Source organism: Flavobacterium arundinis (genome assembly GCF_038289855.1).
GTDB lineage: Bacteria > Bacteroidota > Bacteroidia > Flavobacteriales > Flavobacteriaceae > Flavobacterium > Flavobacterium arundinis.
This window is the reverse complement of sequence record NZ_JBBYHR010000005.1, coordinates 187,229-199,491: the sequence shown is the minus strand read 5'-3', so window position 1 is coordinate 199,491 and position 12,263 is coordinate 187,229. Positions and strand designations below refer to the sequence as shown.

General features: G+C 46.1%; 11 protein-coding genes. 7 read left to right on the top strand and 4 right to left on the bottom strand.

All coding sequences use genetic code 11. From position 1 onward, the window contains the following. Nucleotides 1–47: 47 nt before the first annotated feature. The 4 genes from AAEO56_RS10940 to AAEO56_RS10925 all read left to right on the top strand — a co-directional run bounded on the left by AAEO56_RS10940 (nt 48) and on the right by AAEO56_RS10925 (nt 2,406). Nucleotides 48–248: a hypothetical protein gene (locus AAEO56_RS10940; RefSeq protein WP_341697094.1), complete on the top strand. Its 201-nt coding sequence runs from the start codon at nt 48–50 to the stop codon at nt 246–248. Nucleotides 249–252: 4 nt separating this feature from the next. After that, complete coding sequence (locus tag AAEO56_RS10935; protein WP_341697093.1) at nt 253–864, top strand: FAD-dependent oxidoreductase; 612 nt, start codon at nt 253–255, stop codon at nt 862–864. Nucleotides 865–1,041: 177 nt separating this feature from the next. Further along, nucleotides 1,042–1,929, top strand: coding sequence for a hypothetical protein (locus tag AAEO56_RS10930; RefSeq protein WP_341697092.1), 888 nt, complete (start codon nt 1,042–1,044; stop codon nt 1,927–1,929). Between the two features lie 6 nt (nt 1,930–1,935). Beyond that, the gene (locus tag AAEO56_RS10925; protein WP_341697091.1) at nt 1,936–2,406 is read left to right on the top strand and encodes a cupin domain-containing protein; all 471 of its coding nucleotides are present in this window, start codon (nt 1,936–1,938) and stop codon (nt 2,404–2,406) included. Nucleotides 2,407–2,567: 161 nt separating this feature from the next. Here the strand turns inward: AAEO56_RS10925 and AAEO56_RS10920 are convergent, their stop codons facing one another. Then, complete coding sequence (locus AAEO56_RS10920; protein ID WP_341697090.1) at nt 2,568–3,050, bottom strand: PBECR3 domain-containing polyvalent protein; 483 nt, start codon at nt 3,048–3,050, stop codon at nt 2,568–2,570. 94 nt (nt 3,051–3,144) lie between these two features. Continuing rightward, nucleotides 3,145–4,377, bottom strand: a complete 1,233-nt coding sequence (locus tag AAEO56_RS10915) for an MFS transporter (protein WP_341697089.1) — start codon at nt 4,375–4,377, stop codon at nt 3,145–3,147. A gap of 401 nt (nt 4,378–4,778) precedes the next feature. On the opposite strand from AAEO56_RS10915, the gene AAEO56_RS10910 reads away from it, so the two are divergent. Genes AAEO56_RS10910 through AAEO56_RS10900 form a run of 3 tightly spaced genes read left to right on the top strand, consistent with a single transcriptional unit; the run spans nt 4,779 to nt 7,793 of the window. After that, on the top strand, nt 4,779–6,068 hold the full coding sequence (locus AAEO56_RS10910) for a YHYH protein (RefSeq protein WP_341697088.1): 1,290 nt from the start codon (nt 4,779–4,781) through the stop codon (nt 6,066–6,068). A 10-nt stretch (nt 6,069–6,078) separates the two neighbouring features. Further along, nucleotides 6,079–6,765 carry an MbnP family protein gene (locus AAEO56_RS10905; RefSeq protein ID WP_341697087.1) on the top strand — a complete coding sequence of 229 codons (687 nt, stop codon included), beginning with the start codon at nt 6,079–6,081 and terminating at the stop codon, nt 6,763–6,765. After that, the gene (locus AAEO56_RS10900; RefSeq protein WP_341697086.1) at nt 6,762–7,793 is read left to right on the top strand and encodes a cytochrome-c peroxidase; all 1,032 of its coding nucleotides are present in this window, start codon (nt 6,762–6,764) and stop codon (nt 7,791–7,793) included. The genes AAEO56_RS10905 and AAEO56_RS10900 overlap by 4 nt, the downstream gene beginning before the upstream one ends. 520 nt (nt 7,794–8,313) lie before the next feature. On the opposite strand, the gene AAEO56_RS10895 is transcribed toward AAEO56_RS10900, so the two are convergent. Together AAEO56_RS10895 and AAEO56_RS10890 are read right to left on the bottom strand one after the other, a co-directional pair. Then, nucleotides 8,314–9,006 carry a hypothetical protein gene (locus AAEO56_RS10895; protein WP_341697085.1) on the bottom strand — a complete coding sequence of 231 codons (693 nt, stop codon included), beginning with the start codon at nt 9,004–9,006 and terminating at the stop codon, nt 8,314–8,316. Further along, on the bottom strand, nt 9,003–12,263 hold the full coding sequence (locus AAEO56_RS10890) for a carbohydrate-binding protein (protein ID WP_341697084.1): 3,261 nt from the start codon (nt 12,261–12,263) through the stop codon (nt 9,003–9,005). The genes AAEO56_RS10895 and AAEO56_RS10890 overlap by 4 nt, the downstream gene beginning before the upstream one ends.

The following is a 12,263-nucleotide window of genomic DNA, read 5'->3' as shown; positions in this document are numbered from 1 at the left end:
TAATTTCACTGTGACCAAAACACCTTTACATCAGTAAAAAAAGCTATATGAAAATTTTTATTTACACGCTGATTTTTATCGCCTTAGGCCTTATCATTTTTAATGCCACCCAACTCGATTTTGAAAACCTTACGGAAGGCAACAGCTTTGTAGCCCTTATCGGCATTGTTTTGTCGTTATGCGCTGTTTGCATCCTTTTGATCTTCAGGCTGGCTAAAAACATCGAAGAGAAAACGAGAAACCACTAGTTCTATGTTCGATGTACTCATTATAGGCGGTGGCGCGTCAGGGGTTTCCTGCGCACTGATACTTGGCTCCGCACTCAAAAAACCCTATGCCGAAGGTAAAAGGGCAGGGATCCTTACCCACCAAAAAGCATCAGCACTGCAGGATGCCATTTTCTGGAATGCCTATGGCGTACCACCCGGAAAATTAGGTTCAGCCCTGATGGAAGAAAGCCTTGAACAATTACATTCCCAATATCCCGATGTCGTACAGATACCCAATGAAAAAGTAATGAAGGTAGAAGGCAGCGCCGGGAATTTCACAATTACTACCAATAAGAGCACTTACCAGGCAAAGAGCATCGTTGTAGCCATAGGCTCGGCGAACACTTTTATGATCGAAGGCCTGATGGACTATATCATTCCGCACAAAAAAGCGATCCCTGAAAAGAACCGCATCCAACTGAAAAACGATGACCACCTGGTCGCAGAGGGCATCTATGTGGCCGGAACACTTGCCGGGCACAGGAGCCAGCTTGCAATTGCGGCAGGAAGTGGGGCAGCAGTTGCTACTGATATTCTGACGTTATGGAATAATGGTACGCAGAGCCAGTCGCATGATAGTATACGCTCCAAATAGGGAGTCGCAGTTTCGGAGCTCGTATACCTTTTCGAAGATAGGGAGCAGCTATGCCCGTACCTTAAGCTCCCTGCTTTTGGTTATCTTTCCTTTTTATACCACGAAAATAATTTGTTCATCATTCCTGAATAGTGGATAAAATAGTATTTTAGCGCAAAAAGCAAAGAGATCATTTAAATGAAAGTACTATCATTGAGAATTTGGGTAGACCTCAAACTGGACGGAAAAGAACACAACTGGTATTGGAACAAGCGCTATGAGAATTATGATGAAAGGCCAACTTTTACGGATGAATCAGTTCTGGAATTTGTGCGCAAGCACATGAAGCTGGATGTTTCCCAATGGATCGATAAAGTGGATAATTTCGGTAACCCGGAATATGACTTTGAAGGGTTTGAAGAATTCACAGAGCGTAAATATACACTAAGGCTCAACCCTGAAAAAATGGATCACAGCGATACACGTAAGGTCCTGCTCGCCATGTATGGGATAAAGACCAAAAAGATGAATCCTAAGAAAGCCACATGGGAGTTGCTGCCGGACAACCATGTTCCGGATAAAGCGATAAAACCTGAAGACTATAATTTTCCACAGGAAATGGCCGACTACCTAAACGCCCCGGCAAACCTTTTTAAAGCGATTGACGGCGGGCAGGAAGGCCCGACTATGATTGAGCTGCGGGCAGCGGCCAACCTGAAGCTCATAGATGTGGAATTTTGGGCTGATGATGAGCACATCACTATGAACAGGAACTTTTTCGAAAACGATCCTAATAAGGGCAATGAAGAAAAAATGTACCGCTTTAAAGCGATTGACCTGGTTCGGAAAAATGACCAGTACCAAAGTGAAGGGCTGCTGATATGGATCCCGGAACTGAAGAAATTCGGTGCCTACGACCCCGAACACCAGAACCTCGTAGTCTTTCCCAATGCCAAACCCAAAGATGTTTACGGGAACTTCGGGAAATACATTGCAGCACAATGGCTGTGTGGCCCGGACTATCTCGTGAAATGCGGGAACATTTATGATTATTATGAACCGTGGAAATACTTTGATTTTAAATAATCTGCTATGACAACACCAAACGGCACCAGCCTTTCCATAGCCGGGAATACCTACCGTATAATGATATCCGGCAAAGAGACTAATGGCAACTATGCCGTAATCGATATGCTCGTACCTCCGGGCGGCGGGCCTGGGCCGCATGAGCATCCTGCCATCTGGGAGAGCTTTCATGTACTGGAGGGAGAAGTAGAATTTACCACCGAAAACGGAAAGCAAATAGCCATAAAAGGCGACATCACTAATATTCCGCTGAACGGGCCGGTACACTTCTTTAAAAACAAGTCGGATAAAATGGCCCACCTTCTATGCACCGTAGTTCCTGCCGGAATGGAAGACTTTTTCGCCGAAGTAGGCAAACCGGTCGCGCATGGCACTTTCCTCCCACCACAGCCACCGACACCCGAAGAAATGGAAAAGGTTCAGGCAGCGGCTAAGAAATATGGGCAGGTATTGTATCCGGGGGATTATTTGGAGTAGAAGTGTTGAAGCATATATGCACCAGCCTGTGCTATCTAAATTTATTTGTTGAAATTTTTGGTTGTACATGAAATTTTGTAACTTTGTATAACCTAAACGTTTAGGACGTATTGAATAGGTTTGTTTCGTACAACATAATTCGTAGGTAATAATCCAACAAGTTAATCCTTGTTGGATTTTATTTTTTTATACATTGTCTGGAAAACCAACCTGCTAACTTTGTTTTTCTTTTTGCTCGTAACGGTTCTTACCTCTTTTACAACTATTAATTTGTTTTGAATTATTTTTTCAAATTGTATTTGGGGTAAATTTGACCTTTTTGTGTTTTCTAATAATATTATTTTATCGGGTTGCAAAACAACTTCAATAAACTTTATAAAATCTTCCTTTTCAACAGCGATCTGGCCTCTTTTAGCTTCACTTATTGGATTGCCGTGTTGTAATAGTGTGTGAATAATTCCATAATTATCAATCGTTATGAGGTGATTTGCTATATCAACACCAGTAGCTTCAAACACCGTTTGCGCCAAAGCATCGGGAACCATACAAATATCAATTTTAGAATGAAACTGTTCCTTTCTCCTCAAACATTCCTCATACAGTGAATTGATCTGTTCAGTCAAACTTTCATCAAAAATCATCATTTTTTATATTTTTTCTTGAATGCCAAAATTTTATTTCAATTAAGTGTTCTAAAATTGAAAACTGCGACCTCCCTTTGCCGACAACAGGCTGAAACTACCCTTCCACAAAATCCAGATCCTTCCCAAAGCTCTCTTTCAGCCTCCATAGTGCAAATAATGCAATGCCCGTAAGCAATAGCATTACGATATAGCCTGCAGAGATAATATCATATTGGCGTACCAGGAATTCGAAGAGAAAAGTAACCGGTATCAGTGCGCCGCGCACAAAATTGGGTGCCGTGGTCGTGGCCGTTGCGCGCAGGTTGGTGCCAAATTGCTCTGACGCTATTGTGATGAACGATGCCCAGTACCCAACAGAGAACCCCATCAGGAAGGCCAGCACTGCAAACCTTTCGGGTGTGATGCCGTGGCTGCCCAGATAAAGGCACACCACGATAACCGACATGATATGGAATATTGCCAGCGACAGCCTGCGCGAACGGCTCCATTGAGCAATGAGTCCCGCGATCACCTCGCCTAATGATGTCCCGATGTAGCACAGCATGATGCCCCGGCCCGCACTAAGCGTTTCGGTAGCGCCGAGTGCCTTGCCCAGTTCGGGTGCCTGCGTGATAAGGATGCCGACCACGAACCATATCGGCAGCGAAATACAGATGCAGTAAATATAGCGCAGCCCTCTTTCGCGTTTACCGAACAGCATAAAGAAATTGCCTTTTACCACATCTTCGTTATGCGATGCCTTCTTAAACATCCCCGACTCCAGCATTCCCACCCGGAGCAACAGCAATAATAGCCCCATCCCGCCACCGGTAAAATAGGCATTGCGCCAGCTGAAATATTCGGCTACAAAAAATGCTGCCGCCGCACCCAGCACGCCTATTCCGGCGACTATCATAGTTCCGTAACCGCGCTTCTCCTTGCTCATGCTCTCGCTCACCAGCGTTATCCCCGCACCGAGCTCACCCGCAAGTCCAATGCCTGCAATGAGCCTGATAATGGCATAGGCATCGACATTATGCACAAATCCATTGGCAATATTTGCCACCGAATACAGCAGTATCGACCCAAACAGTACTTTGAGCCGCCCGTACTTGTCGCCAAGCGTCCCCCAGATGAAGCCGCCAATCAGCAGCCCCGCCATCTGCATGTTGATGATATACATCCCCGATTCCCGAATCGCATCTTCGGCAATGCCAATATCTTTTAGGCTTTGCGTGCGCACAATAGAGAAAATCACGAGGTCGTAAATATCAACAAAATAGCCGAGGGAAGCGATAATGAGTATCAGCGCAAGGTTCTTTTTAGAAGTATAGTTAGTGTCTTTCATGGAAGCTGGTTAACCCGATAAATATAATTATTTTTTTGAAGCAGCAAACGTTTGCGCATAGTTGGTTTGGCCGGTCCTGCCTTCGCCTTTATCCCTTCGTGCCTCAGGGGATACCGGCTCTGTCAGGGCTAAGGGGAATGTATTGGTGCCTCCCAGTTATTAACCTCACCCCCGACCCCTCTCCAAAGGAGAGGGGAGCTAGACGTGCTTACTTCTGTGGATATTTATACTATAAAATATACGGTTGTATTTTCTTGGGAAGGGTGTCTTTCGGCAAGAGTGTTGCTGCTCCCCTCTCCTTTGGAGAGGGGTCGGTGGTGAGGTCTGCGACTGAAAACTTTCTAAAACACCGCAGGAATATATTTCTTCTGTCGTCTAACCTAATAACTAACCCTAATGATATGAAGATCAACTTTACCTTTTTCGCGCTTTTTTGCCTTACCATGGCTGTTGCCCAACCGCAAATAGACAGCTGGATCATGAACGCAGGGCAGTACGCCAGCTACTGGCAAAACACTAACGGCAACCCTAACAACCCCAGTTTTGTGTTCTATACCTCGACCACGCTGGCCGATGTAACCAAAGTGTGCTACAATGAAACCTCTGTTTGGGTAAAATCGGAAGGGATGACCACCGATATGGGTCAGTTCCTGAATCCCGGTGCTCCTACAGCCCAAAATTATACGTATATATTTCCCCGTACGCCAACAGTCCCCACAAGTAAAACGATCTCCCCAAAATTAGGTTCTATCGGATTGTTGGTAAACGGGGTGCCTATCTACGGACTCTCAAATGCCCACTATTATAACGGCACCAACAACAATGGCATGGGCCAGGGCACCTGGAATGTCGAGGTGTACAAGTCAGAAGGCTTTGTGCTCGATGCTACCCTTGGTGCGCACCCGCAACAGCAGGGCGCTTACCACAGCCACGCCAAACCCTACAGGCTCTACCAGGAAAGTGGTGATGCCATACACTCCCCTATCGTTGGTTATGCTTTCGACGGCTACCCGGTATACGGCCCTTACGGCTATACCAACGCGAATGATGCCACCAGCGCCATTACGAGGATGCGTACCGGCTACGCATTGCGCAATATCACTACCCGCACGACATTACCATATAACGTAGCGTTGACATCGGCCAATTACGGCCCGGCAGTAAACAGCACCTACCCTATAGGCACCTATATTGAAGATTATGAATGGCTCGAAAGCAATGGCGGCACGCTCGACAAATACAATGGCCGCTTTTGTGTGACACCCGAATATCCAGAAGGCACGTATGCCTATTTTGTTACCCTTGATGCGGCAGGCACGCCACAATTCCCTTACTACGTAGGCGTTGAATATTACGGTGCGCCGCAAACCGCCGACCTTGGGCCTAATCCAACTGTGACCGTTCCCTCAACGGCTACGTGTATGGAGCCTTTAGAGATCAATGAAGTTTTGCCAAACAAAAAAATGTCGGCTTACCCGAATCCTTCCAATGGTAATTTTACCTTATCATTGCCCGACCTTTCGGGTGAATCATTGATCGAAATTTTTACTGTGGACGGCAAAAAAGTATTCACAGCCACAACCACAACTATAGATACGCCCGTAAGCCTTTCTGAAACCGGCAACACAGTACTGATGGTAAAAGTGACCAACAACGGCAACCAGTACGTGACAAAAATGATGATGCAATAACACACAGCTCATGGGCGGTACACTACAAAAACTGTGTCTTTACAACGTTTTATTATTATTTTCTTGTGGGGGTTTCGCCCAGCATGGCCAATTGGTCCGGCTGGGCTTTCGCCCCTTATATAATAATGAAACTTTACAGCCCGGGAAGTACTATTACTCCGAAACACAAAAGGACAGCCTTTCATTTTCAACTTTTAGGATGTATTTGTCCGGGTTTCGTTTTTATGATAAAGGGAAGATGGTACATGCGGCAGCCAATAGTTATTACCTTATCGATATAAATGATCCCAAATCCCTGAACCGTCAATTGGAGATACCGAACGGGTTAGCCTATGATGAGATTCGCTTCCTGTTCGGGATAGACGACAAGACCAATAATGAAGGCATTGGCAGCGGTGACCTCGACCCGTCCAAAGGGATGTACTGGGCATGGCAGACCGGCTACATCAATATGAAGCTGGAGGGCACAACCAAGCCAGGGAAGGAATTCCAGTTCCACCTTGGCGGATTTTTAAAACCCAATGCTTCTTTTCAGGAAATAAGCCTGAAAACTTCAGCATCAGACAATACTATAGGAATAGATATAGCGAAATACAGCAACAGTTTTTCGATGAACGATATTCCCATGATAATGTCACCGGGCGAAAAAGCAGTGCAACTGTCGCAAAAAGCAGCACTAATGTTTTCCCTGTTATGAAACGGATAATAGTCATGTTTTTCGTTGCGGCTATCGCTTCTGCCTTCGTGACGCATTCCGGCAACGGGGCTTATTTTACCATTCCTGAATTTTGGCCAAAGCCCGAATACAATTTTTCTAAAAACCCGCTTTCGCAGGAAAAGATACAGCTCGGCAGGGCGCTGTTTTATGACCCACTCCTTTCGGCAGACAATACTATTTCGTGCTCCAGCTGCCACTCTCAATACAATGCCTTTGCGCACAGCGACCACAAGTTGAGCCATGGCATCGCAGACCAAATCGGTACCCGTAACGCACCGGCACTTCAAAACCTCGCGTGGCGCAGCAGCTTCATGTGGGATGGGTCGGCCCATCACCTCGACGCCCAGGCACTGGCCCCGCTCACGAATCCCATCGAAATGAATGAAACGATCGAGCATATCGTTGCCAAGCTCCAGAGATCCAATAAATACCCTAAAGCGTTTTACGCAGCCTTTGGCGACAGCATTGTTACCGGGCAGCGAACCTTGCAGGCACTTTCACAGTTTATGGTCACGCTGGTTTCTTCCAATTCCAAATATGATAAAGTGATGCGGAAAGAAAAAGGTATTGCGTTCAGCGAAAGCGAAAGTAAAGGCTACCTGCTTTTTAAGGAAAATTGCGCTTCCTGCCATAAAGAACCTTTGTTTACCAACGACAGGTTTGAAAGCAACGGCCTGCAGCCCGACAGCCTGTTAAAAGACATCGGGCGGATGAAGATAACGGGTAACCAAAAAGATTCTTTATTATTTAAAGTACCGAGCCTGAGGAATGTTGAAGTGTCTTACCCGTACATGCATGACGGTAGGTTTGCCAACCTCCAGATGGTGCTGTTCCATTATACGAACGGCATCCATCAATCTAAAACACTGCCGAAGCAATTGCGGAAGAAAATGAATTTGTGCGAAGACGATAAGCGCAACCTTATCAATTTCATAAAAACACTGACGGATGAGGAATTTTTGAGAAATAAGGATCATTCGTATCCCAAGGAGTTTTTGTTGAAGTAGTTTTTGATTGCTAAGGTCATCTAAAAAACCATAAGTTTAAGACATGCCGCTCCTCCGGAGCTCCGGAGGGCGTGTTAATCATAATTCCTATAAATATGCCGTCCCTCCGGGACTCAAAAATAAAGCCCCAGCGGGGCGTTATGTTTATAGATATCGTTGACGTATTATGGCTTTGAGTTACAGAGGAACGACATGTAAAAATATTCAAACTCTTTCGAACACCTATATTTCAAAAACCTTGCAAGTATGATATCAATTTTAGACCTACAAGGTTCTGAAAACTTTGCAGGTCGGTGAACGTAACCACCTGAGTGAAGCTCGCGTGGGGATCCCGAAAGCTTTCGGGACGGCATCCCCGCTTTTTTCAGCGGGGATACAGCGGATGACCCGACGCTGTAGCCTGCTGAAGCGGCACGCCCAAATTCTGATTTTTCACATAAGACCTGGTTTTTGAGATCAATCCAAAAAAATAGAGGCTGCCAAAAGACAACCTCTAAATCACAAAAACAATAAAAATTTATCAAAACACTTTAAACTGGTATACCGGCGATGCAGTGGTGTTGCCTGCACCATCGGTAGTGACCACTTTCCAATAATAGGTACCTCCCGATGTTACAGCCACATTGGCAAGTGTCTCGGTAGTCACTGTGCCTGCAAGCGTAGTTGGGTTAGCATTGGTATCCATATATACTTTATAATCAACAATGTCATTATCAAGGTCGCTGCCGTCCCACTGGAGCGTGATCGTTGGCCCGTAAATGGTTGAGCTCATAAGCGGCGATACCGCATCGGCCGGGAAAGGCGCATAGTTTGAAACCCCGTCACCGGCATTATAAAACTTCCAGACAGCGCTTGCCACCGTAGTACCGCCGGTTTTATTGGCGTTTACATACCACGAGTAAGGCGTTCCTTTTGTAAGTGTTATATCGAGCGATGTGTTGGCACCTGCGCTAAATTGCAGTGTAGATTGCGTATTCAGGTTTTTTACATACACAAAATATGCTTGTGCACCCGGCGCTGCAGCCCATTGAAAGGTCACTTTGCTTTGTGTTGCCGAAACTTCGGTTCCTGTAGTACACTCCGAATTATTTTCGGGAGATGAAAGTACGGCTGCATCTGTGCCTGTACCACCGCCGCCGTTACCGCTATCATCTTTACTGCAACTGCCAAGGGCAAACAGGGAAACCGTAAATGCTATTAGTATCTTTTTCATTCTTTTACAATTTTAATATTATACGCCTGTGTGCCCGATACGATCTTCATCATATACATACCGGCTGCAAGCGCACCTGTATCTACCGTGAATACCTTATCCTGTGTAACGTAGTTGCCTGTTATTACCCTTTCGCCGATTACAGAAAATACTTCTACGTATACTTTCTCATTTTTGGCTTCGGGCAGCATTACATATACGTTGTTGCCGCTTACCGGGTTAGGGTACACACGAAGATTATCTTCCATAGTGATGGTTTTCCTGTAAATGCCCTGGCACTCCTTATCGGTTTTTACCTCAAGCGTGTTTTCACCGCCTTTAAGGTCGAGTGTTATGGCATTCTCCGAAGTTTCGTAAACAGTTCCGTTCAGGTTGATGGAATAATGGTTTCCGCCGTCTAGTTCCAATTCAACCGTATAGTTTTCAGCAGCTACCCTTTGAAGTACTGAAAGGTCGGCTGGCTCTGTAACTAAGACATCAAAGCACTGGCGGTAGGCCGGGGCTTCGGGCAATGTAATGCAAAGCTCATATTCACCTGCTTGCAGGTTATTCAAAGTACCTGTAGTAGTAAAATTAACCGTTTGATTGCCTGCACCTGTAAGTGTCGCCACATAGTTATGGTTAGCAGCAGCGGTTATGGCAATGCTTCCGTTGTTTGATGTGCGGCAGCTCTCGCCGGTTACCTGTATGGCAAAATTATTGCCCGGGAGTGTAAACAATGTACACCCGTTGAAGTCTACCACAGCGCCTGCCGGTGTATTAGGGCAGTTGTCTGCGCTGTCTGCAACACCATCATTATCGGAGTCCGGCGCCTGGTAAGAGAATTTCACCCAGTTCAGGTTAAAGCCCGGCACTGTAACCAAAAGTCTCAGGTAGTAGCGTCCCGCAGGAAGTATTGCATCTGTAGCTGTGGTCTGCCAGGTTTGCCATCCGCCGGTCGGGGCGAGGCTCACAGTCTGGATATCCTGTGTCGTTGCATTTATTAGTTGCAGTTTTATACCACCTGTCTGGTTAAGGCTCGAACGCCTGTATTCTATCCTGTAATTACCGGCCTGGTTAATGTTTACCAGGTAATCCAGGTAATCCCCGGCATCGGTATACGAGATATTCTGCCCTCCACCGGTATCCGAAGAGTTTTCAAACTGTAGCCCGCTGTTCACATAAAAGTTTTCTGCCTGAATGGTACCCGAGATCTGCTGGATATTCCCTACCCTGTTGGTTACAGGCTTATCGGCAAAAGCCGGATGCACTGTTGCATCGGCAGCCACAAAGTTTGTACCTGCATAGGTAAACGTTACCACATCCGACGGGTTAATTGCTGCAGCAGGTGTAATTACAAAGCTGTTAGGGGCAGCGCCCATATCAACACCCGTAATTCCAACTGACGTGCCGTTTACCTTAAGCGACAATGCGCTTGCAGAAAAATCGATACCTGTTTGAAGGGCTTTATTAAACGTTACATTTATCTTATCGCCTAAAACATTGGTAGCAGCATCTATAATTCTAAATTCGGCTTCCGATGCAGGAACCGGAGTTTTAAGCTCAAAATAATTCAGGTTAAAGCCCCCTGCGTCAAAATATACCTTTAGCTTGTTTTCCCCTGCCTTAAGTATCACATCGTTCAGGGTTACTGTCGACCATGTTGTGTAGCCGCCTGTAGAAGGCAGGTTTATCCTTTCGGAAATCCTTCCGTTAGCATCTTCAAAGTGCAGGGCACCGCCTACTCCCGCATAACGGATCGTTATATCATAAGCCAGTTCAGACGGGGCGGTAAGGGTGTAAACCATCCATTCATTGGCAACAATAGAGCTTACGTGGAATCCGTTGCCTGTATCGTTAGAACCTTCAATATCCACACCGTCATTACGCATGGCCCAGCCTTTGTTCCATGCCTGGAATCCACCGGAATCCGTCCTGTAATCAGCAACATCCGTATCAGAATATGCATACAGATAAGCCCCTAAATCATACTCGGTGGCATATACTTTTCCCGGAAGGTTGTGGGTTTTGTATTTAATTGTAGCATTGCTCTGCACCTGGCGGAACATTGCATCGATCACATCCGGCTTGGTAACTGTATTTTGTATTTTATAATTCTCTGCTATCTGCATCAGCGCATTGAAAGCAAAAGACTCTGTTGGCGCTGTGCCGCCGTTAGCCCAGTAATCAAGCAATTGCTGGTATTGTGCCGTTTTTGTAACTGCGGCAGGCCCTGCAATACTTCCTATCTTCTTTAAAGGCCACCACGACCAGCCAATGTTGTTGATCTCAGCCAGCGAAATTGCTTCTTTAAACCAAACGTTGGAGTTCTCCCCGCTTTCACCAAGCCATAGCGGCACATTGTATTGTGTCCTTAAATTGAGGAGTCCCTGTATAGCGCCTGTGTTATTTGCATTCCAGTATTTATGGAAACTCAATGCCATATTATCATCCCAAAGCGGGAACATGCCGTTGTAGTTATTACCCCAGCAATTGCCCTCGATGATAATCATGTGGTTGGTATCCACCGCACGTATGGCATTCGTAACCGCAACAGATAATGCCCTTAACGGTGCATTCGAATTTTCGTCACAGCCATTTTGGTTGGTACCTGTAAAATTCCAGTTAGGCTCGTTTATGATGTCATAGGCGCCTATCCAGGGGCTGTTCTTATAGCGGTCGGCAAGCCTTGCCCAAAGCGCTATCATCTTTTGTTTGTTGGCCTCGCTTTCCCACAGGGATGGCTTGGTCGAATCGTAATCCGATATGTTGGCATCTTTGCCCTGCCCGCCCGGTGTGGCGTGCATATCGAGTATCAGGTACATTTGGTTATCGGCGCACCATTGCAGTAGCTGGTCGGTCCTGTTAAAACCTTCATCCAGCCAGGTATTCTGCCCGGCTACAGGCTCTGCCTCTATAGGCAGCGTGTACAGGTTGTAGTGCATCGGGAGGCGAACGGAGTTGAACCCCCATGCTTTCAGGGAATCGATATCCCTCTTGGTTATTCCGTTATCACGATAGGCCTGGTAAAAAGTTTCGGTATTGGCAGCCCCGATGAGCTGTGTTATCTTTTCGCGTATTTTATGTTGCGGGCCGGCAAAGGCATCGGTCTGGAGCATATAGCCCTCCTGGATCATCCAGCCCCCGAGTCCCATTCCGCGAAGCAATACATTGTTCCCGTTCCCGTCTACAATGTTCTGCCCGTCACGGTGCAGGTATCCCTGCCCAAATGCGGAAAAAGAAATTACCAATAATATCAGATATTGTAATTTTTTCAT

Bases quoted from the DNA above. Each gene is read 5' to 3' on its own strand.
- AAEO56_RS10940 (WP_341697094.1), top strand. From the start codon at position 48: ATGAAAATTTTTATTTACACGCTGATTTTTATCGCCTTAGGCCTTATC.
- AAEO56_RS10935 (WP_341697093.1), top strand. From the start codon at position 253: ATGTTCGATGTACTCATTATAGGCGGTGGCGCGTCAGGGGTTTCCTGC.
- AAEO56_RS10930 (WP_341697092.1), top strand. From the start codon at position 1,042: ATGAAAGTACTATCATTGAGAATTTGGGTAGACCTCAAACTGGACGGA.
- AAEO56_RS10925 (WP_341697091.1), top strand. From the start codon at position 1,936: ATGACAACACCAAACGGCACCAGCCTTTCCATAGCCGGGAATACCTAC.
- AAEO56_RS10920 (WP_341697090.1), bottom strand. From the start codon at position 3,050: ATGATGATTTTTGATGAAAGTTTGACTGAACAGATCAATTCACTGTAT.
- AAEO56_RS10915 (WP_341697089.1), bottom strand. From the start codon at position 4,377: ATGAAAGACACTAACTATACTTCTAAAAAGAACCTTGCGCTGATACTC.
- AAEO56_RS10910 (WP_341697088.1), top strand. From the start codon at position 4,779: ATGAAGATCAACTTTACCTTTTTCGCGCTTTTTTGCCTTACCATGGCT.
- AAEO56_RS10905 (WP_341697087.1), top strand. From the start codon at position 6,079: ATGGGCGGTACACTACAAAAACTGTGTCTTTACAACGTTTTATTATTA.
- AAEO56_RS10900 (WP_341697086.1), top strand. From the start codon at position 6,762: ATGAAACGGATAATAGTCATGTTTTTCGTTGCGGCTATCGCTTCTGCC.
- AAEO56_RS10895 (WP_341697085.1), bottom strand. From the start codon at position 9,006: ATGAAAAAGATACTAATAGCATTTACGGTTTCCCTGTTTGCCCTTGGC.
- AAEO56_RS10890 (WP_341697084.1), bottom strand. From the start codon at position 12,263: ATGAAAAAATTACAATATCTGATATTATTGGTAATTTCTTTTTCCGCA.